This is a genomic window from Kribbella sp. NPDC051620 (assembly GCF_044453825.1).
GTDB lineage: Bacteria > Actinomycetota > Actinomycetes > Propionibacteriales > Kribbellaceae > Kribbella.
In genome coordinates this window covers 452,862-471,277 of the sequence record NZ_JBITDB010000001.1, presented here as the reverse complement: position 1 = coordinate 471,277, position 18,416 = coordinate 452,862, and the positions used below count along the sequence as shown (strand labels likewise).

Genomic DNA, 18,416 nt, shown 5'->3' with positions numbered 1-18,416 from the left:
GTCAGACCGCGTCGCGCCGGCGGAACTGGGTCGGGCTCATTCCGTGGAACCGGCTGAACTGACGCGAGAAGTAGAGCGGATCGGAGTACCCGAGCTCGTCGGCGATACTGGCGACCGTCGCCGGCGAGCCGTCGAGCAACTGGCGCGCGCGGGCCATCCGGAGACTCTGGTGATGGGCCAGTACGCCCCCGCCGGTGACCTTGCGGAAGAGCGCGCTCAAATGCGACGGCGAGACCCCGACCAGCTTCGCCAGCTCCGGTACCCGCACGCTGCTGTCCAGCCGATCAGCCAGGTAACTCATCGCCCGCTGCAGCGGGTCCCCTTCCACAGGCATCACGCGGTCGACATTGATCTGGGTCAACAACTTCCAGGCCGCGCCCGCAGTACCGATCAACCAGGCCGGCGACTGTCCCCGCTCCAGACTCGAGACGATCTCGTCCAGCAACGCCACCGCCCGCTCCATCCGCCGAATCGGCACCAGCGGCCGCGCAGGCGACACCTCGAGCGTCTCGACCAACTCCGCGACGTCACTGCCCGACAGATGACACCACCAGATCGACCAAGGACTGTTCTCGTCCGACCCATAGATATGCGGCACCCCCCGCGGAATGATCAACGCCGTCTGCGACCCGATCCGATGGGTCGCATCCCCCACCCGAGCCCATCCCGTCCCCGCCGCACAGACGATCACGATCGTCTCGTCGATCCCCCGCGGCCGCTCCATCCGATGCCCCCGGGCCATCGGAAAATACCCCGCCACCGTCACCAGCAGCCGCCGGGTCACCGGCCGCCCCAAAGCCCCCGCAACCAGCGGCCGAGGCACCACGACAATCCGCTCGTTCCGAAAACCTTCCTGAATGGGCATGCCCACATCATGCACGGCAACCGCGCTTGTGGCGTCGGTCCGACTGTTGCCGGGCAAACCTGGGTACCGGCGAAGACCTACGCCTCGAAGGACGGAGACCTTCATGACTGAGCAGTTCCCTCTCGCCGGGGTTGTCCTGGATGCCGCGGAGCCGCGCGTGCTGGCCGACTTCTACCAGCGTGTCCTCGGGTGGAAGGTTGCCCACGGCGACGACAACTGGATCTCCTTGCAAGGGCCGGACGGCAGCAGCAAGCTCTCCATCCAGCGCGAACCGAACCACCAACGGCCCTCCTGGCCCAGCAAGTCCGACCAGCAGCAGATGCAGCTCCATCTCGACTTCCAGGTCACCGACCTCGAGGCCGCCCAGCAGCAAGCGGTCGAGGCCGGCGCGACCTTGATGGACTGGCAGCCGCAGAAGGAAGGCGTCCGGATCCTCGCCGACCCGGCCGGCCACATCTTCTGCCTCTTCCTGCCCGGGTTCTAGCGGTTAACGCACCCCTGCCCTGGGCACCGGAGGCGGGTCAGGTGTTCGTCGAGAATGGGAGTGACCGTCATGTCGATCATCGACCGCTTCAAGCGCCGGCGTACTGAGGGTGGCTCCGATGGCGCATCATGAAGCGTCGGCAACGGTGGATGTCGCGCCGAACATCCTCTTCGACTACCTCTCCGACCTCGAGCAGCTCCCGAACTACCTGCCCCGGCTGACCGGCGTACACCCGACCGCGCCGGCGCCCGCTGAGGCACGGGGTATGGAAGCCCGCCAGCCCAACCAGCCGGTGCACCACGAGGTCGAGGTCACGGCCGTCGAGCCGCCCGGCCACACCGTACGCAGCGAAGCCTGGATCGACGTCGTCGAGGAGAACCGCACCCTTCGCTGGGGCGCCCCCGGCGACACCGGCTACCACGGCGAACTCGAGGTCGAATTCGTTGCCGACGGCACCTCCCGCCTCACCGTCCGGCTGGATACCGACCATCCCGACGACCCAGCCGTCGACCAGGAACTCGGCCACGCACTCGACGCCATCAAGACCTCACTCGAACAGACCACACCAGGTGAGTCGCCCAACGAGGGAGAAACCCGATGAGTACCAACCCACTCAACCCCATCCCGCCACTGCCGGACCCCGACGATCCTGACCGTCCCGAAGACGACCCGGACCTCAATCCGTACCCGGAGCCCGAAACCGACCCCGACGAGGACCCCAACGAGCAACTCCCCCGCACCTGAAACCGCCCAGATCACCCCACCGAGATCACCCCACCGAGCCCAGCCAATCGCGAGCCAGCGGCCCTGCCTCCGGGCGGGGTCGGTGGGTGGAAGGCTGGGTGGGGAGTTACGACGCGGGGATGGCGTTGTCGATGAGGATGGTGGCGATGGTGGCCGCGGTGGGGAAGGATTCGGTGTTGAGGACCCGGGTCCGGGCTGAGGCGCCGTCGATGAGCAGAGCGAGTTGTTCGCCGAGTTGTTCGGGGTTGGTGGCGCCGGCTTCGCGGGCGGTTTCGGTGAGCCTGGCGGCGATGGCGACCTTGTAGTCGCGCGCGTACTGCGACGCGGGGTGCTCGGGGTCGTGGAGCTCGACGGCCGCCGCGATGTACGGGCACAGGGGCATGGACGCGGGGATGTCGAAGGCGGCGAGCAGCCGCTCGCGAGGTGTCAGGTCGGTGCGGTCGAACACCCCGGGCATGATGTCGGGATCGAAGCGGCGCAGGTACTCGGCGACGAGCTCGTCCTTGCTCGGGAAGTGCTGGTAGGCAGTGCGCTTGGACACCTGGGCCACGGCACAGAGCTGGTCCATACCGGTCTGGTTGATGCCCTGCTCGCGGAACAACTGCTGCGACGCGCTGAGGATGCGCTCGCGTGCGCCCCGGCCGCGTCGCCGGCCCAGCGGGCCCTTCTCCGACTCCGTCATGCCTCCAGTATAGGCCGATCGGTACCGATCGGTGTACTTAGCTTGCATCCGGACCCAGCCATCGCCTACGTTAAGTACACAGGTTGGTGTATGTAAGCGCCAGACTGCCTCAGAACACCCCTCAATTCGACGGAGTAATCGTGGGAAAGCTCGATGGCAAGACAGCGGTGATCACCGGCGCGTCCACCGGCCTGGCACTGGCCGGCGCCAAGTTGTTCGTGGCGGAAGGAGCGCACGTCTTCATCCAGGCCCGGCGACAGGTTGCGCTGGACGAGGCCGTCAAGCTGATCGGCCGCAACGTCACCGCCGTCCAGGGTGACGCGGCCGACCTGGACGACCTGGACCGCCTGTTCGACACGGTCAAGCGGGAGAAGGGCTCGATCGACGTCCTGTGGGCCAGCGCCGGGATGGGCGAACCCGGCGTCCTCGGCGACATCACCGTGGAACAGTTCGAACGCACCTTCTCGCTCAACGTCCGCGGCACCCTGTTCACCGTGCAGAAGGCTCTGCCGCTGATCAACGACAACGGCTCGATCCTGATGACCGGATCCAACGCCTCCCTCGGCGCCTACCCCGGCTGGAGCCTGTACGCGGGCAGCAAAGCCGTCCAGCAGGCCTGGGCCCGGGTCTGGCTCAACGAACTGCGCGACCGCAAGATCCGGGTCAACGTCCTGACCCCGGGCCAGGTCGCCACCGCCAAACAGGAAGAACTCTTCGACGAGGCGACCAAGGCCGCCTTCGAGTCCCTCATCCCGCGCGGAGAGATGGGCCGGCCCGAAGAGATCGCGACCGTCGCCCTGTTCCTGGCCTCCGACGACTCCAGCTACGTCAACGGCCTGGAACTGGTCGCCGACGGCGGCACCACCGCGCTCTGATCGGCACGCTGGCGGTGGCGGGCGGCAACACCGTCGAGGTCATGGGACGCGATCAGTCCAAGGCCGATGACCTGGCCAAGACGCTGGGCGGCGGCACGACGGCCGGCAAGTGGACCGCCGTCCCGGCCGGGGACATCGTCATCACGGCACTCCTGTACGACGGTGTCGTGCCGGTCGTCGCGGAGTACGGACAAGCCCTTGCGGGCAAGGTCATCGTCGACATCAGCAACCCCTTCAACGCCACTTTCGACGGATTGGCCCACAGCGAGCCGACCTCGATGGACTTCGCCCTCGGCGTCAGCGAGTTCACCGGCTGACACCGAGGGCGAGGTCGAGCTCGTCAGGCAGGGGTGAGGTCGATGGCGAGGCAGTTCGCGACGTCGGCCGGGCGAGTGTCCGGGAGCCGGACCACCAGTACGCCGTGAGCCTGCTCGAACGGAACGGCGCCGTGGCCGAGCAGCCGGACAGCGGACACCACCTCGTGATCGGCCAGGCTCCGGATGACGGCGCGTCCGTCGTCCGGCCACGCCAACTGGAAGGCGTAGAGGGTGTCGCCCTTGCGGGTGAAGCGGAAGTCGGTACTGCTCCACTTCACCCGCTCCTCGGTGAACCCGCGAATGACCACCCCCGACGGCCCCTCGCCGAAGACGCGGTACGGCCTGGTGCCGTAGATGCCTTCGCCGCACACCCGCGTCCAGGCGCCCAGGTCGTCGAGCAACTGCGAGCATTCGTCATCGAGTGAGCCGTCCGGCAATTGCGGCACGTTCAGCAGCAGGTTGCCGTTCTTCGAGACGATGTCGACCAGCAACTCGATCACGTGTCCGGACGTCTTGTAGACATCGCGGACGTTGTAGAACCAATCGCCGACCGACGTGTCGGTCTGCCAGGGCTCGGCGTGGATGCCGGGCGTCTGGCTCCGTTCGATGTCCATCACGCCGACCCGGCTCACCTCGGGCCGGCGATCCTTCTGCTGGTAGACGGCACGGTTCGCCCCATGGACCTGGGCACTCGTGTTGTACAACTGAGCAACCGCCCGCAGGCCGGGCGTGTACCCGACGTCGCCGAACGGCAGCGGCCCATCAGAGTACAGGAGGTCAGGCTGGTAGCGATCGATCATCTCGGTCACCGCCTCGAGCCAGTAGGCATGCCAGCCCAGATCCTCGCTGTACCAGGGATCCTGGACCTCCGTGTCCTCCGCCGGGAGATACGCGCTGTTGTCGAGGTAGAGGCCCCGGTACGCCGGATCGCTGCCGTCGTACGGCACACCGGCGTACCGGCCGTGTTTGTCGCTGCCCTTGTTGACCGCCGACCAGGTGAGCGTCGCGCCGAGATGCTCGGTGATCCCGAACGGCAACCCTCGCTGGTCCGCGGCAGCCTTCCACAGCGCCACGATGTCCTTGCCGGGACCCATCTTGACCGAGTTCCACGGGTTCAGCGCCGAGTCGTAGTTGAAGAAGTGGTCGTGATGCACGGCCTGCGCGACGAAGTACCGGGCACCCGCGGCGACGAAGCGATCCATCAGGGCATCGGGATCGAACCGCTCGGCCTTCCACAGCTGGACGATGTCCTTGTAGCCGAACTTGGACGGATGCCCGTACGTCCGCAGGTGATACCGGTACTGGTCAGATCCCTCCCGGTACATGTTGCGCGCGTACCAGTCGCCGTACCGGGGCACCGACTGCGCGCCCCAGTGCGACCAGATTCCGAGCTTCGCGTCCCGGAACCACTCCGGGCACTCGAATCTCCCCAGCGACTCGAACGTCGGCTCGAACTCGTGCATCAGCGGATCCTCTTTCCTGGTGTTACTTCGGGACCTTGTCGTAGGCGGTCTGCTGGATCTCCAGGTAGCGCTTCAGGCCGAGGCCCTCGAGGCCCTTGACGTAGGCGTCCCAGTCGGTCTCGATGTTCTTCGAGCCGGTGACGAACTGGAGCGCGTTCTGCTGGATGTAGTTCTCGAGGTTGGTCTGCAGTGTCGCGACCTCGCTCGCCAGGGACGGGTCGATCCACACCTTCCAGAACGGGTAGATCTGCGCCTTGTCCTCGTGGCCGGCGTACAACTTCGTTGCGTCGAACAGCTTGCGTTCGTACCCTGCCTGCGAGTTGGCGTCGGTGCTGATCGCCTCGGAGTTGCGGTACTTCGCGGTGTTGTTGTACTGCGCCAGCGGACCCCAGCCGCTGTTGCGCGGTGTCGACCCGGGCTTCAGCGGAATCTGCCTGAAGCTCGGCTTCAGCGACTTGTCGAGCGCCACATCGCCGGGACCGGGCTTGACCCAGGCCTTGCCCTCAGTGCCGAACTGTCCGTTGTTCTGTCCCTCATCGGTGAAGATGTAGTCGAGCATCTTGATCGCCTGGATCTGCTTTTCCGGTGTGGCCTTCGACGTCAGTACGAACGTGGCGCCGGGAATGCTCGGGAAGACGTAGCTGGCGTAGTTCGCGCCACTCGGCCCGGTCAGCGGCGGTACCGCGTCGTACTGCTTGTCCCGCCCGTCCGCCGCACCGATGGTGACGAAGATGCCCGAGTGCATGACGGTGCCCGCGCCGAGGATGACCGAGCCGCTGTGGTTGCCCTGCTGCTGCATCGCATCCGGGTTCTGCGTGAAGGCGCCTTTGTCGATCAGGCCTTCCTTGTAGAGCGAGTTGATGTACCGCAGGCCTTCGCGCCAGCCGTCCTTGTTCGCCTGGACGTCGACCTTGCCGTTGTTCAGAACCAGTGTGGTGTTGTTGCCGCCGCTGTTGTTCTGCCCTTGCGGGTCGTAGATGAAGGCGTCCATCAAGTACGGGATGAGGCTGTCGCGGACGTTCGCGCTGAGCGCGATCTCGTCGGCCTTGCCGTTGCCGTTCGGGTCCTGGGTCTTGAACGCCTGGAGCACCTTGCGCAGGTCCTCGGTGGTCTTCGGCTGCTCGAGGCCCAGCTTCTTCAGCCACGCCGAGTTCATCCACAGCTTGTCCGGGTACGAACAGTGGAAGCAGTCGACCCACTGCGGCATCCCGTAGATCTTGCCGTCCGGCGCGGTCGCCATCGCCTTCCACTCGGGCGTGGAGTCCAGCGCCTTCTTGATGTTCGGCGCGTACTGGTCGATCAGCTGGTTCAGCGGTACGACGACACCCTGTTTGCCGAGCTTGATCAGCTCCGCCGGGGTGAACTGGTCGACCCACGGGATCAGCAGGTACAGATCGGGGTAGTCGCCGCTGGCCAGCGAGATCTGCCGCTTCTCCTTCGACGGACCGCCGTCGAACGTCGTGGTCTGCCACTTGATGGTGAGGTTGAACTTCTGCTTCATCAGCTTGGTGAAGTCGTTCGTGGCGAGGTTCGTGTCGGCCGACTGCGGCGCGAAGACGTTCAGCGTGACGTCGGGATTTCCGCTGATCGTCGGCAGCGGCTTGCCCTGCTCGGTGTTCGAGCCGCCACCGGAACAGGCCGCAAGCGTGAGTGCCAGGAGACTGATGCCGGCGATCGCGGCACGCCCCCTCTTTCTGAACTGTACAGACATGAGGTCCCTCACAGGGTCGAGGTGATGCGGAGGATCAGCCCTTCACGGCGCCGATCAGGATTCCCTTGGTGAAGTAGCGGGCGACGAACGGATAGATCAGCAGCACCGGCACGCTCGCCACCACGATCAGCGAGTACTTGAGCAGATCGGCCAGTTGCTGGCGCTGGATGACCACGGAGGCATCGACAGCCCCACCGCCGGTCGTGTTCAGGATCAGGATGTTGCGCAGCACCAGCTGCAGCGGGAACAGATCCGGGTTCTTCAGGTAGATCAGCGCGTCGAAGTACGAGTTCCACTGCATGATCGCGTACATCAGCGCGACCACCGCGATCATCGGTTTGGCCAGTGGGATCACCACCGACCAGAGGAACCGCAGGTCGCCACAGCCGTCGAGTTGCGACGCCTCGACCAACTCCTCCGGGATCGCCGTACGGAAGTAGGTGCGGGCGATGATGACCTGCCACACGCCGATCGCCTGCGGGATGATCAACGCCCACCTGGTATCCAGCAGACCGACCGACTGGACCACCAGGTACGTCGGGATCAGGCCGCCGGTGAACAGCATCGTGAACAAGATCAACGTCATCACGACATTGCGGCCGACCAGCGTGCGGCGCGACAACGGGTAGGCGATCGCGATCGTCATGGTGACGCTGACGATCGTCCCTGCCACGGTGTAGAACAGCGAGTTCAGATAGCCCTGGACGACCTGCGGGTTGGCGAACACCGCGTGGTACCCGCGGAGTGAGAAGTCCACCGGCCAGAACAGCACCCGGCCGGACGTCACCGCCTCCGGGCTGCTGAACGAACTCGCCACGATGTACAGCAGCGGCAGCAGCACGACCGCCAGCAGCACCACCAGCAACAGATAGACACAGAAGAGGAAGATGCGGTCCGTCCGCGGCTCCCGGATCCTGCGGGCCCGCGCGGCACGGCGCTCGAGCCTCTTGTCAGGCAACGTTCTCGCTTCAGTCTGAGCGCTCATGACCACAGTCCGTTCCCGGTGATCCGTTTGGCGATCGCGTTGACTCCGAACAGCAGCACCAGGTTGATCACCGAGTTGAACAGCCCGATCGCGGTCGCCATGCTGAAGTCCGCGTTCAGCAGACCCGTCTTGTACACGTAGGTGGCGATGATCTCGGACTTGCTCAGGTTGAGCGGGTTCTGCAGCAGGAACGCCTTCTCGAAGCCGATCGCCATGATGTTGCCGACGGCAAGGACCAGGATGATCACCGCGGTCGGCATGATGCCCGGCAGATCCACGTGCCGGATCCGCTGCAACCTGCTGGCACCGTCGATCTTGGCCGACTCGTGCTGCGCCGGGTCGATGCCGGACAACGCGGCCAGGTAGATCACCGCGGAGTACCCGGTCGTCTGCCAGACGTCGGACCACACGTAGATGTGCCGGAAGTAGTCCGGATTGCCGAGGAAGTCGACCGCCGGCACCCCGAAGAATCCCAGGCCCTCGTTGACGATGCCCAGCCGCGGCGACAGCACCAGGATCGTCATCGAGACGACGACCACCGTGGAGATGAAGTACGGCGCGTACGTCACCATCTGCACCGTCCGCTTGAAGAAGCCGGTACGGATCTCGTTCAGCGCCAGGGCCAGGATGATCGCGAGCGGGAAGCTCGCCGCCACTGTGTAGACCGAGAGCACGAAGGTGTTCTTCACCAGGTTCCAGAACACCGGGTTGTGGAAGAACAGCTCGAAGTTCTGCCAGCCGATCCACGGGCTTCCCCAGATGCCCTGGGTCACGTTGTAGTCCTTGAAGGCGAGCACGGCGTTCGACATCGGGATGTACTTGAAGACCGCGAACCAGATCAGCGGGACGACCATCAGCAGGTACAGCGTCCAGTGCCGCCGCAGGCTGCGTCGCATACCGGCGACGGTGGTCCGTTCACGCCGGCGGCGTCGTCTCTGCCGCGGCGGCGCTTCGCCGATGGGTGGCGGGATGGTGGTGGGGATTGCTGCTGCCATCGGGGGCCTCCTCCTCCCTGGGCGTCCTCAGCTCAAGCTGAGACGGTGGGCTGTGCCGGCGCTCAGCCGGACGGTGATCCGTTCGTCGCCGGATCGGATGACACGCTCCTGCTCCCGATCCGCGGTCAGCGTCACGTCGACTCCGTCCGTTGACCAGGCAAGGTCGACCGAGACGCCGCCGCGCGCACGCAGACCGGTCACCCGCCCGGTCGGCCAGTCGACCGGCAGCGCGGGCAGGATCTCGATCTCGCTGGTGTGGCTCTGCAGCAGCATCTCCGCGATGCCGGCCGTCGCACCGAAGTTGCCATCGATCTGGAACGGCGGGTGCGCGCAGAACAGGTTCGGATACACGCCCGCGCCGCTGCCCACGTAGTCCGTCGAAGTGTCGTCGGCCGGCGTCAGGAACGCGCGCACCAGTCGCTGCGCCGCTGCCGCGTCCCGGAGTCGCGCCCGCAGGTTGATTTTCCAGGCCAGCGACCATCCGGTGGCCCGATCGCCCCGCAGGTCAAGCGTTCGCGCGGCCGCGGCGGCGAGGGCCGGCGTACCGTCCGGGGTGATCGCGTCGCCGGGATGCAGCCCGATCAGATGGGACATGTGCCGGTGGTGCGGGTCCTCCTCCGGCAGGTCCGCGGCCCACTCCTGTAGTTGCCCACGGTCACCGATCGACGGCTCCGGGATCCGCTTGCGGGCCAGCACGAGCCGGTCCACGAGCGGATCGATCACCCCGAGCAGTCCGGCGGTCTGCGCGCACCGGTCGAACAGGTCCGCGATCAGCGACAGGTCCATCGTCGACGAGATGGTGACCGAGGCGGGCTCGCCGTCGGCGGCCAGGTAGTCGTTCTCGGGCGAGGTCGATGGCGAGGTTCCGAGACTGCCGTCCGGCATTTCCACCAGCCAGTCGAGGCAGAACTCCGCTGCGCCTCGTAGTACGGGCCAGGTCCGGCCGAGGAAGTCCAGGTCGCCTGTGAACGCGTAGTGCTCCCAGAGGTGGCGAACCAGCCACGCTCCCGCCATCGGCCAGTTCGACCAGCGCGGGTCGCCCTCGACGGGAAGCGTCCAGCACCACGCGTCGGCGTTGTGGTGCGCCGTCCAGCCTGCACAACCGTACCGTTCCTCCGCCGTCTGCTGTCCCGCTTCGGCGAGGTGCTCGAGGTAGTCGAGCAGCGGCTGGTGGCACTCCGGCAGCGAGGTCGTCTCGGCGGGCCAGTAGTTCATCTCGGTGTTGATGTTGATCGTGAAGTTGCTGCTCCACGGCGGCCGCAGGATGTCGTTCCAGATGCCCTGCAAGGTGGTCGGCAGGCCGCCGGGGCGAGAGCTCGCGATCATCAGATAGCGGCCGTAGTTGAACACCAGCGCAGCCAGGGCAGGGTCGTCGCCGTGCTCGGCCAAGCGCACGTCGGTCGGCAGGACGGCGGCGTCGGCCGGACCGGTCAGCTCGAGCGAGGCGCGACGGAACAGTCTCTGATGGTCCTCGGTGTGCTCGACCATGAGTTCGCGGTACTCGCGGGCCAGTGCGGTCGTCACCAGGGCGTCCGCGGTCGCCCAGCATTCCTCCGCTGTCCGCGTCGGCACGGTCGACGGGCCGTCGTACCCGGTCGCTGTTGAGAGGATCAGCGTCAGCTCGGTTGCAGCCGTCACGCTGAGGCCGGTTTCGTCACCGCGCACCTCGCCATCGGTGCGTGCACGCAGCGCGATAGCTGCGGCCATCCCGCGGTCGGCGCCCTCGGAGTACCGGATGGGTTCCGGTACGTCGCGGTGCGGCGGGGCGACATCGGCCGGTGCCTGAAGCAGGAGCCCGATGCCGTCTCCGTCGACGTGCGGCCGGGAGCGCAATTGGGAGGTGAGCCGAGCGGTCAGGCCGAGCGCGCCCGGCTTCGACACGGTGATCCGCACGACGAGCACCCCGGCCGGCGCGCTCACGAACACCTCCTGCCGGACCGCCACTCCCCCGGCCTCGTACTCCGTCAGTGCGGTCGCGAGGTCGAGCTCAAGCCTTCTCCCGTACTTCGCCACGTGAAGGGGGGTGGCGCCGTCGACCGTGAGGTCGAGCAGCAGATCACCGAGTGGCATGAACGCCTGCGAGTAGCCGGAGTGAAAGCCCTTGGCCAGTTCGTGCGCGCGCCGGATGTCACCAGCAGCCAGCGCCGCCCGAACTGCCTGAACGGCCTCCGCACCGATCGCGCCGACCGGTTCCGAGAGCAGCCGTGCCGTCTCCGGACCGCCCGACCAGCAGGTCTCGTCGTTCAGGCCGATCCGATCGCTGCCGACGCCACCGAAGGCCATCGCGCCGATCCGCCCGTTGCCGAGCGGCAGAGCTTCCAGCCAGCTGTTCGCGGGATGGTCGTAGTACAGCCGGTGGGTGCCGGCCTGGTCCGGGCGGATCAGGTTGCTCATCCGAGAAACCCTTCGTCGACAGTGGATTAATCCCATGTTTTGCCCGGATCGTAGCGCCGAGCGCGCTCATGATCCATACTGTGGCTCAAAGAATCTGACGAAACATCCCATCTATTGTTTCGCTTGAGGGGGTCTCATGCCACGCATCACGTCCGTGCAGGTCACCGACGTCCGCTTCCCCACCTCGCTGACCCAGGACGGCTCGGACGCGATGAACAAGGACGGCGACTACTCGGCCGCCTACGTCGTCCTGCACACCGACGACGAGTTCCTGCGCGGCCACGGGTTCACGTTCACCATCGGCCGCGGCAACGACCTGTGCGTCGCCGCCGCCCAGCAGCGTGGGATCCCCTTGGTCGGACGCGACGTCGACGAACTCTGCGCCGACCTCGGCGCCATCTACCGCGAGTTGCAGTCCGACAGCCAGTTGCGCTGGCTCGGTCCGGACAAGGGCGTCATCCATCTCGCGCTCGCCGCCGTCATGAACGCCGTCTGGGACCTTGCGGCCCGGCGAGCCGGGTTACCGCTGTGGCAACTGCTCGCCGAGATGTCGCCCGAAGAGCTGGTCGCCGCCGCGGACCTGCGGTATCTGTCCGACGTCTTCAGCCCCGATCAGGCGATCGCGCTGCTGGCCTCGCGAGAAGGGGGCCGAAAGCAACGAATTGAGGAGATCGCGGCCACCGGCTACCCGTGCTACACCACCTCGGCGGGGTGGCTCGGGTACTCCGACGCCAAGCTGCGCAGGCTCTGTGAGGAAGCAGTTGCCGCCGGCTACCACCACGTCAAGCTGAAGGTCGGCGCCAACCTCGACGACGACATCCGGCGCTGCGGCATCGCCCGGGAGGTGATCGGACCCGAGGGCAAGCTGATGATCGACGCGAACCAGGTCTGGGACGTTCCCCAGGCGATCGACTGGGTGCTCGCCCTGGCCCAGTTCGATCCGCTCTGGATCGAGGAACCGACCAGCCCGGACGACATCCTCGGCCACGCGGCGATCCGGAAGGCGGTCGCGCCGATCGGGGTCGCCACCGGCGAGCACGGGATGAACCGGGTGCTGTTCAAACAACTGATGCAGGCCGAGGCGATCGACTACTGCCAGCTCGACGCGGCCCGGCTGGGCAGCATCAACGAGATCCTCGCGGTCTACCTGCTGGCCGCCTGGTTCGACGTACCGGTCTGTCCGCACGCCGGCGGCGTCGGGCTGTGCGAACTCGTTCAGCACCTGGCGATCTTCGACTACGTCGCGGTCGCGGGGTCGCTCGAGGGACGGGTGACGGAGTACGTCGACCACCTGCACGAGCACTTCGTCGACCCCTGCGTCGTCCGCGACGGTGCTTACGTCCTGCCGACGGCGGCCGGATACAGTGCCGAGATGCACGCTGACTCGGTCGACACCTACACGTACCCGACCGGTACGTACTGGGCGGGGCGGTCCGTCACGGAACCGGTGCGATGACGTCTCAGACCGACGTCGTCGTCCAAGGCATCCGAGACCTGATCGTCGAGGGCAGTCTCCGGCCGGGCGATCGGTTGCCGGTGGAGAAGGACCTCGCTGAAGCGCTCGGCGTATCCAGGAACCCCCTGCGAGAAGGGGTTCGCGCACTGTCGGCGATGGGTGTGCTGGAGACCCGTCGAGGCGACGGCACCTATGTCACCACGCTGGACTCCTCGTTGCTGCTGGCGCCGATGGGATTCGTCGTCGACCTGCACGATCACAGCGGCGCCCATCATCTGCATGCCGTCCGCCGGATCCTGGAGACCGAAGCGGCCGCCCTGGCGGCCCGGACGATCGGCCCGGACGAACTGGCCGCCGCCGACCAGATCCTCGGCCGGATCGAGGCCGAGCTCAGGAACGGCGAACCTGACCACGAGGCGATCATCGACGGCGACATCGCCTTCCACCTGGTCGTCGCCAAAGCCGCCGGCAACCCGGTCCTGGCGGCGCTGATCGAGGCGCTCGGCGGCCGGACGAGCCGGGATCGGCTGTGGCGCTCGATCAGTCAGCACGGCGCGGACGAGGCCACCCACACCGAGCATCGCTCCATCCTGGCCGCCCTGACAGCGCACGATTCCGACCGCGCCCGCACCTACATGTCCGCCCACCTCTTCGCCGTCGAGGACTACCTCCAGCACCGCCCGCCCAGCGAGGATCCGCTTCCCGAGCGATGACGCGGGTGTCGGCTCAGGAGCCGTCATCCGCCGGGAAGCGGGCCGCGGATGACAGAATTCAGCCCAGGCGATGATCGGAGAGAACGTGGTGAAGGGTTCGGAGGTCGAGCACGAGCCGGTGGCGTCGTCGCCGGCCCGGCGGCACCCGAGTCTGGCCGATGTCGCGGCACTCGCAGGGGTGTCGCACATGACGGTCTCGCGGGTGATCAACGACAGCGAGCTCGTCCGGCCGGCGACGCGCGACCGGGTGCTGACCGCGATCGAGAGCCTCGGGTACCGGCCGAACACCGCCGCCAGAGCCCTGGTCACCGGGCGCACGGGCACGCTCGGCGTGGTGACCCTGGACTCCACCCTGTACGGACCGGCGAGCACCCTCTACGGCGTGGAGCGGGCGGCGCGGGATGCCGGTTTCGCGATCACCGTGGCGAGCATCAGCCGGCCGGGCGGGCAGGCCGTCGCCGAGGCGGTCGAGTCGCTGCAACGCCAGGCGGTCGAGGGCATCGTCGTGATCGCACCCCACGTCTCGACGACCAAGGCGCTGGAGTTCGCGCCGCACGGCGTACCGCTCGTGGCTGTCGGCGGCGCGGCACCGCCGGTACCGACCGTCTCAGTCGATCAGTACGACGGCGCCCGCCTCGCGACCGAGCACCTGCTGTCACTCGGCAACAAGACGGTCTGGCATGTCGGCGGACCGGTGGACTGGCTCGAGGCGGCCGAGCGCGAGCGCGGCTGGCGGGAAACCCTCAAGGCCCACGGCGTCCGCCGGCCCCGGTTGACCCGGGGCGACTGGAGCCCGCGCTCGGGGTACGAGGCGGGTAAGTCTCTGGCCAAGGAATCCAGCCTGGGCGCCGTGTTCGTCGCCAACGACCAGATGGCGCTCGGCCTGCTGCGGGCGTTCGCCGAGGCCGGGATCTCGGTGCCGGGCGATGTCCAGGTGGTCGGCTTCGACGACATCCCGGAGGCCGAGTTCTTCAACCCGCCGCTGACCACCGTGCGGCAGGACTTCGACGAGGTCGGGCGCCGGACCTTCTACCTGCTGTCCGAGCAGATGAGCGGCGGACAGCCGAACAGTGAGCGGATCCCGGCCACCTTGATCGTGCGGCAGAGCTCCGGCGCTGCCTGACCGCGCTCAGCTCTGCCTTCTGGTCAGCAGGCGCTGGACCACCACGAAGATCAGCAGCAGCGCTCCGATGGAGATCTTCGTCCACCAGGAACTCAGGGTGCCGTCGAACGAGATGAAGGTCTGGATCGTACCGAGCAACAGCACCCCGACCATCGTCCCGAGCACCAGCCCGCGGCCGCCGGTCAGCAGCGTGCCGCCGATCACCACCGCCGCGATCGCGTCAAGCTCCATACCGACGGCATGCAGGCTGTACCCCGACAAGGTGTACGCCGCGAAGAGCAGCCCGGCCAGCGCCGAGCAGAGGCCGCTGATCGTGTACACACCGACCTTGACCAGCGCGACTCGCAACCCCATCAGATGCGCCGAGCTCTCGCTGCCACCGACCGCGTAGACCGTGCGACCGAACCGGGTCAGGTGCAGCACCCACGCGCCGATCGCGAAGACCACCAGCGCCACCACCACGCTCGGCGTGACGTGGTAGCCGCCCGGCAACGGCACCGACCCCTGGGCGAATCTGGTCAGACCGGGATCGCGGATCGGAATCGACTCGACACTGATCAGATAGCAGAGCCCACGGGCCAGGAACATCCCGGCCAGCGTCGCGATGAACGGCTGCACGTCGAAGTAGTGGATCACCAGCCCCATCAACGTCCCGAGCAGAGTCCCGGACACCAGGACGGCGACGACGGTGGCCGCGACCGGCCAGCCCGCCTCCAGTGTCGACGCCGCGATCATCGTGGACAGGGCGACCACCGAGCCGACGCTCAGATCGATGCCGCCGGCAAGGATCACGAACGTCATCCCGACCCCCAGCACCAGCAGGAAGGCGTTGTCGACGAACAGGTTCAGGATCACCTGGGGGTCCGCGAACCCCTCGTAGCGCAGGGATCCGGCGCCGAAGATGCCGATCAGCAGTGCGATCGCCGCCGCGACCGGCAGGTACCGGCGCGGCGGACTGTACCGGCGGATCCGGGCCGACATCGCCGGCGACAGGGTCGACGCGCTCATGCTGATTCCGTCCGTACGGTGGGAGTGGCCCGGCGAGGCCGGCGGCTGTGCAACGCGGCCCGGGCCTTCGGTGACTGCAACAGGCAGACCACGATCACGACGACCGCCTTGAAGAGGTAGTTGGCCTCGGCCGGGATCCCGATGGTCGGGATCGTGGTGGCCAAGGTCTGGATGAACATCGCGCCGATCAGCGTCCCGGTCAGCGAGAACTTCCCGCCGGCCAGCGAGGTGCCGCCGATCACCACGGCCAGGATCGCGTCCAGCTCGATCCACAGGCCGGCGTTGTTCGCGTCGGCCGCGCTCGTGTTCGACGCGATCATCAGCCCGGCGATACCGGCACAGAAGGCGCTGAAGACGTAGACGGTCCAGGTGATCGTCCGGGCGTGGATCCCGGCCAGCCGGCTGGCTTCCGGGTTGATGCCGACCGACTCGATCAGCAGGCCCAACGCGGTACGGCGGGCCAGTACCGCGGTCAGCGCGAACACCGCGAGCGCGATCAGGATCGCCACCGGCAGCGTCGCCACGAAGCCCGCGCCGATCACCTTGAACCCCGGGCTGACGACCGTGGTGATCTGGCCGTCCGTGATCAGCATGGCCAGTCCGCGGCCGGCCGTCATCAGCACCAGGGTGGCGATGATCGGCTGGATCCCGATCACCGAAACCAGGAAGCCGTTCCACAGCCCGAGCAGCACGCAGACGCCGACCGCCATCGCAACGGCGGTGAGCAGTGTCGAGGTCGCCGCCTGCTGCGACGAGCCCGCGATGTACACACAGGCGACGGCGCCCGCGATCGCGGCCACGGCACCCACCGAGAGGTCGATCCCCCGGGTGGCGATCACCAGCGTCATCCCCAGCGCCACCAGCAGTACCGGGGCACCGTTGCGGAGGATGTCGATCAGGCTGCCGTACAGATGACCGTCCTGGATCCGTACCGACAGGAACGACGGGGTCACCACGGTGTTCAAGGCCAGCAGCAGTACCAGGGCCAGGGTCGGCCAGAACAGTGGCCGGCGGACGAGGTCACGCATCGGAGTTCCCTTCGGCTGTCGTCGTACCGCCGGCCGCGATCAGTTCGAGGATCCCGGCCACCGTGACGGTGTCGTCGTTGGGCCGGTCCGCGATCTTCGCCCGGTCCCGCATCACCAGCACCCGGTGGCTGAGCCGGAGTACCTCCTCGAGCTCGGCAGAGATGAAGACGACCGACAGACCGTCGGCGGCCAGCTTCGCGACGAGTTGCTGGATCTGGGTCTTGGCGCCGATGTCGATCCCGCGCGTCGGCTCGTCCAGGATCAGCAGCTCCGGCTCGGTGATGAGCCAGCGGGCCAGCAGGACCTTCTGCTGGTTGCCACCGGACAGGTTGCGCATCAGCGCCGTTGGATCGGGCGGCCGGATGTCCAACGCCTTGATGTACTCCGCGACCAGCCGCTCGCGGGTCCGGACCGGTACCGGCCGGAGCCAGCCCCGAGCGGCCTGCAGCGTGAGCAGCATGTTGTCCGCGACGGTCAGGTCCTCCACCACGCCTTCCGCGCGACGGTCCTCACTGGAGAACGCGATCTTGGCGCCGATGGCGTTCCGCGGTGTGCGGAACTTTCGCCGCGTACCACGCACGTCGATCGAGCCGGTGTCCGCGGTGTCGGCGCCGAAGAGCAGCCGGGCGAGTTCGGTTCGTCCCGACCCCAGCAGGCCGGCGATGCCGATCACCTGACCGTCGTAGATCTCCAGGTCGACGGCTTGCAGACTGCCGCGCCGCCCCAGACCCAGTACCTTCACCAGCGGTACCCGGTCTTCCGGCACATCGGCCGACGCGTGCTGTTCGAGCTTCTCCAGCGTCTCCAGCTCGCGACCGATCATGGCCTCGACCAGGTCGAACTGACTGACGCTCCCGGTCGGGTACTCCCCCACCAGCTTGCCGTTGCGCAGTACGGTCATCCGGTCGGAGATCTCGAACACCTGGTCCAGGAAGTGCGAGACGAACAGGATCGCCACGCCCTGGTCGCGCAGCGTCCGCATCACCGTGAACAGCTTGGCCACCTCGTCCGCGTCGAGGCTCGAGGTGGGCTCGTCGAGGATCAGCACCCGAGCGTCGAGGTCGAGCGCCCGCCCGATCGCGACCAGTTGCTGGATCGCGATCGGGTGGTCGCCCAGCGTCGAGCCCGGATCGATCGCCAGGCCGAGCCGGCCCAGGATCGAGCCGGCCCGGGCCCGCATCGCCTTGCCGTCGATCCGGCCGAACCGGCGTGGTTCCCGGCCGAGCAGCATGTTCTCGGCGACCGTCAGGTTCGTGCACAGGTTGACCTCCTGGTACACGGTGCTGATCCCGGCGGCCTGGGAGTCGGCCGGTGAGCTGAACAGATGCTCCTCACCGGCCATCAGCACCGTGCCCTCGTCGATCGCGTAGACGCCGGTGAGCGCCTTGATCAGGGTCGACTTGCCTGCCCCGTTCTCACCCATCAGGGCGTGAATCTCACCGGGGAGCAGCCGGAAGTCGACGGCCTGGAGCGCTTTGACACCGGGAAAGCCGATGCTGATCCCGCGCATCTCGACCACCGGCGGGGTGAGCGCCGTCGATGGGGCGGGAGTGATCGCCTGGGTCATCGCGGG

18 protein-coding genes are annotated in these 18,416 nt (G+C 67.2%); 8 read left to right on the top strand and 10 right to left on the bottom strand.

Annotated features, from left to right (window positions below; all coding sequences use genetic code 11):
* Position 1: 1 nt before the first annotated feature.
* A complete protein-coding gene (locus tag ACIA12_RS02185; RefSeq protein ID WP_396364960.1) occupies positions 2-865 on the bottom strand; it encodes a helix-turn-helix domain-containing protein in 864 nt (287 codons plus the stop codon).
* 103 nt (positions 866-968) lie between these two features.
* On the opposite strand from ACIA12_RS02185, the gene ACIA12_RS02180 reads away from it, so the two are divergent.
* The 3 genes from ACIA12_RS02180 to ACIA12_RS02170 all read left to right on the top strand — a co-directional run bounded on the left by ACIA12_RS02180 (position 969) and on the right by ACIA12_RS02170 (position 2,093).
* Entirely contained in the window at positions 969-1,349 is a 381-nt protein-coding gene (locus ACIA12_RS02180) for a VOC family protein (RefSeq protein ID WP_396364959.1), read from the top strand.
* 118 nt (positions 1,350-1,467) lie between these two features.
* Positions 1,468-1,950, top strand: a complete 483-nt coding sequence (locus tag ACIA12_RS02175; RefSeq protein ID WP_396364958.1) for an SRPBCC family protein — start codon at positions 1,468-1,470, stop codon at positions 1,948-1,950.
* On the top strand, positions 1,947-2,093 hold the full coding sequence (locus ACIA12_RS02170; RefSeq protein WP_396364957.1) for a hypothetical protein: 147 nt from the start codon (positions 1,947-1,949) through the stop codon (positions 2,091-2,093). Before ACIA12_RS02175 ends, ACIA12_RS02170 begins: the two co-directional genes overlap by 4 nt.
* Positions 2,094-2,199: 106 nt before the next feature.
* Here the strand turns inward: ACIA12_RS02170 and ACIA12_RS02165 are convergent, their stop codons facing one another.
* Entirely contained in the window at positions 2,200-2,775 is a 576-nt protein-coding gene (locus ACIA12_RS02165) for a TetR/AcrR family transcriptional regulator (protein ID WP_396364956.1), read from the bottom strand.
* 140 nt (positions 2,776-2,915) lie between these two features.
* Here ACIA12_RS02165 and ACIA12_RS02160 point away from each other — a divergent pair, with 140 nt between their 5' ends.
* Positions 2,916-3,650: an SDR family NAD(P)-dependent oxidoreductase gene (locus tag ACIA12_RS02160; RefSeq protein ID WP_396364955.1), complete on the top strand. Its 735-nt coding sequence runs from the start codon at positions 2,916-2,918 to the stop codon at positions 3,648-3,650.
* A 41-nt stretch (positions 3,651-3,691) separates the two neighbouring features.
* Complete coding sequence (locus ACIA12_RS02155) at positions 3,692-3,967, top strand: NAD(P)-binding domain-containing protein (protein WP_396364954.1); 276 nt, start codon at positions 3,692-3,694, stop codon at positions 3,965-3,967.
* 23 nt (positions 3,968-3,990) lie between these two features.
* Here ACIA12_RS02155 and ACIA12_RS02150 read toward each other — a convergent pair whose 3' ends face one another.
* Genes ACIA12_RS02150 through ACIA12_RS02130 form a run of 5 tightly spaced genes read right to left on the bottom strand, consistent with a single transcriptional unit; the run spans position 3,991 to position 11,515 of the window.
* Positions 3,991-5,430 (bottom strand): alpha-L-fucosidase, encoded by a 1,440-nt coding sequence (locus tag ACIA12_RS02150; protein WP_396364953.1) that lies wholly within the window; start codon positions 5,428-5,430, stop codon positions 3,991-3,993.
* A 22-nt stretch (positions 5,431-5,452) separates the two neighbouring features.
* Positions 5,453-7,141 (bottom strand): ABC transporter substrate-binding protein, encoded by a 1,689-nt coding sequence (locus ACIA12_RS02145; RefSeq protein WP_396364952.1) that lies wholly within the window; start codon positions 7,139-7,141, stop codon positions 5,453-5,455.
* Between the two features lie 34 nt (positions 7,142-7,175).
* Positions 7,176-8,126, bottom strand: coding sequence for a carbohydrate ABC transporter permease (locus ACIA12_RS02140; protein WP_396364951.1), 951 nt, complete (start codon positions 8,124-8,126; stop codon positions 7,176-7,178).
* Positions 8,123-9,121, bottom strand: coding sequence for an ABC transporter permease (locus ACIA12_RS02135; RefSeq protein ID WP_396364950.1), 999 nt, complete (start codon positions 9,119-9,121; stop codon positions 8,123-8,125). Before ACIA12_RS02135 ends, ACIA12_RS02140 begins: the two co-directional genes overlap by 4 nt.
* 27 nt (positions 9,122-9,148) lie before the next feature.
* Positions 9,149-11,515 carry a glycosyl hydrolase family 95 catalytic domain-containing protein gene (locus ACIA12_RS02130; protein ID WP_396364949.1) on the bottom strand — a complete coding sequence of 789 codons (2,367 nt, stop codon included), beginning with the start codon at positions 11,513-11,515 and terminating at the stop codon, positions 9,149-9,151.
* A 136-nt stretch (positions 11,516-11,651) separates the two neighbouring features.
* Between ACIA12_RS02130 and ACIA12_RS02125 the strand changes: the two genes are divergently transcribed.
* From ACIA12_RS02125 to ACIA12_RS02115, 3 genes are all read left to right on the top strand, one after another.
* Positions 11,652-12,971: an L-fuconate dehydratase gene (locus ACIA12_RS02125; protein WP_396364948.1), complete on the top strand. Its 1,320-nt coding sequence runs from the start codon at positions 11,652-11,654 to the stop codon at positions 12,969-12,971.
* Positions 12,968-13,684 (top strand): FadR/GntR family transcriptional regulator, encoded by a 717-nt coding sequence (locus tag ACIA12_RS02120; RefSeq protein ID WP_396364947.1) that lies wholly within the window; start codon positions 12,968-12,970, stop codon positions 13,682-13,684. Before ACIA12_RS02125 ends, ACIA12_RS02120 begins: the two co-directional genes overlap by 4 nt.
* 70 nt (positions 13,685-13,754) lie before the next feature.
* Complete coding sequence (locus ACIA12_RS02115; protein WP_396364946.1) at positions 13,755-14,807, top strand: LacI family DNA-binding transcriptional regulator; 1,053 nt, start codon at positions 13,755-13,757, stop codon at positions 14,805-14,807.
* Between the two features lie 6 nt (positions 14,808-14,813).
* On the opposite strand, the gene yjfF is transcribed toward ACIA12_RS02115, so the two are convergent.
* Genes yjfF through ACIA12_RS02100 form a run of 3 tightly spaced genes read right to left on the bottom strand, consistent with a single transcriptional unit; the run spans position 14,814 to position 18,410 of the window.
* On the bottom strand, positions 14,814-15,815 hold the full coding sequence (gene yjfF / locus ACIA12_RS02110) for a galactofuranose ABC transporter, permease protein YjfF (RefSeq protein WP_396364945.1): 1,002 nt from the start codon (positions 15,813-15,815) through the stop codon (positions 14,814-14,816).
* Positions 15,812-16,843 carry an ABC transporter permease gene (locus ACIA12_RS02105; protein ID WP_396364944.1) on the bottom strand — a complete coding sequence of 344 codons (1,032 nt, stop codon included), beginning with the start codon at positions 16,841-16,843 and terminating at the stop codon, positions 15,812-15,814. The genes yjfF and ACIA12_RS02105 overlap by 4 nt, the downstream gene beginning before the upstream one ends.
* Positions 16,836-18,410: a sugar ABC transporter ATP-binding protein gene (locus ACIA12_RS02100; RefSeq protein ID WP_396364943.1), complete on the bottom strand. Its 1,575-nt coding sequence runs from the start codon at positions 18,408-18,410 to the stop codon at positions 16,836-16,838. The genes ACIA12_RS02105 and ACIA12_RS02100 overlap by 8 nt, the downstream gene beginning before the upstream one ends.
* Between the last annotated feature and the right edge of the window lie 6 nt (positions 18,411-18,416).

Excerpts from the sequence above, each read along its gene's own strand:
- yjfF (WP_396364945.1), bottom strand. The coding sequence starts at position 15,815 with ATGAGCGCGTCGACCCTGTCGCCGGCGATGTCGGCCCGGATCCGCCGG.
- ACIA12_RS02125 (WP_396364948.1), top strand. The coding sequence starts at position 11,652 with ATGCCACGCATCACGTCCGTGCAGGTCACCGACGTCCGCTTCCCCACC.
- ACIA12_RS02170 (WP_396364957.1), top strand. The coding sequence starts at position 1,947 with ATGAGTACCAACCCACTCAACCCCATCCCGCCACTGCCGGACCCCGAC.
- ACIA12_RS02155 (WP_396364954.1), top strand. The coding sequence starts at position 3,692 with ATGGGACGCGATCAGTCCAAGGCCGATGACCTGGCCAAGACGCTGGGC.
- ACIA12_RS02185 (WP_396364960.1), bottom strand. The coding sequence starts at position 865 with ATGCCCATTCAGGAAGGTTTTCGGAACGAGCGGATTGTCGTGGTGCCT.
- ACIA12_RS02105 (WP_396364944.1), bottom strand. The coding sequence starts at position 16,843 with ATGCGTGACCTCGTCCGCCGGCCACTGTTCTGGCCGACCCTGGCCCTG.
- ACIA12_RS02175 (WP_396364958.1), top strand. The coding sequence starts at position 1,468 with ATGGCGCATCATGAAGCGTCGGCAACGGTGGATGTCGCGCCGAACATC.
- ACIA12_RS02115 (WP_396364946.1), top strand. The coding sequence starts at position 13,755 with ATGATCGGAGAGAACGTGGTGAAGGGTTCGGAGGTCGAGCACGAGCCG.
- ACIA12_RS02165 (WP_396364956.1), bottom strand. The coding sequence starts at position 2,775 with ATGACGGAGTCGGAGAAGGGCCCGCTGGGCCGGCGACGCGGCCGGGGC.
- ACIA12_RS02145 (WP_396364952.1), bottom strand. The coding sequence starts at position 7,141 with ATGTCTGTACAGTTCAGAAAGAGGGGGCGTGCCGCGATCGCCGGCATC.
- ACIA12_RS02180 (WP_396364959.1), top strand. The coding sequence starts at position 969 with ATGACTGAGCAGTTCCCTCTCGCCGGGGTTGTCCTGGATGCCGCGGAG.
- ACIA12_RS02150 (WP_396364953.1), bottom strand. The coding sequence starts at position 5,430 with ATGCACGAGTTCGAGCCGACGTTCGAGTCGCTGGGGAGATTCGAGTGC.
- ACIA12_RS02100 (WP_396364943.1), bottom strand. The coding sequence starts at position 18,410 with ATGACCCAGGCGATCACTCCCGCCCCATCGACGGCGCTCACCCCGCCG.
- ACIA12_RS02120 (WP_396364947.1), top strand. The coding sequence starts at position 12,968 with ATGACGTCTCAGACCGACGTCGTCGTCCAAGGCATCCGAGACCTGATC.
- ACIA12_RS02135 (WP_396364950.1), bottom strand. The coding sequence starts at position 9,121 with ATGGCAGCAGCAATCCCCACCACCATCCCGCCACCCATCGGCGAAGCG.
- ACIA12_RS02140 (WP_396364951.1), bottom strand. The coding sequence starts at position 8,126 with ATGAGCGCTCAGACTGAAGCGAGAACGTTGCCTGACAAGAGGCTCGAG.
- ACIA12_RS02130 (WP_396364949.1), bottom strand. The coding sequence starts at position 11,515 with ATGAGCAACCTGATCCGCCCGGACCAGGCCGGCACCCACCGGCTGTAC.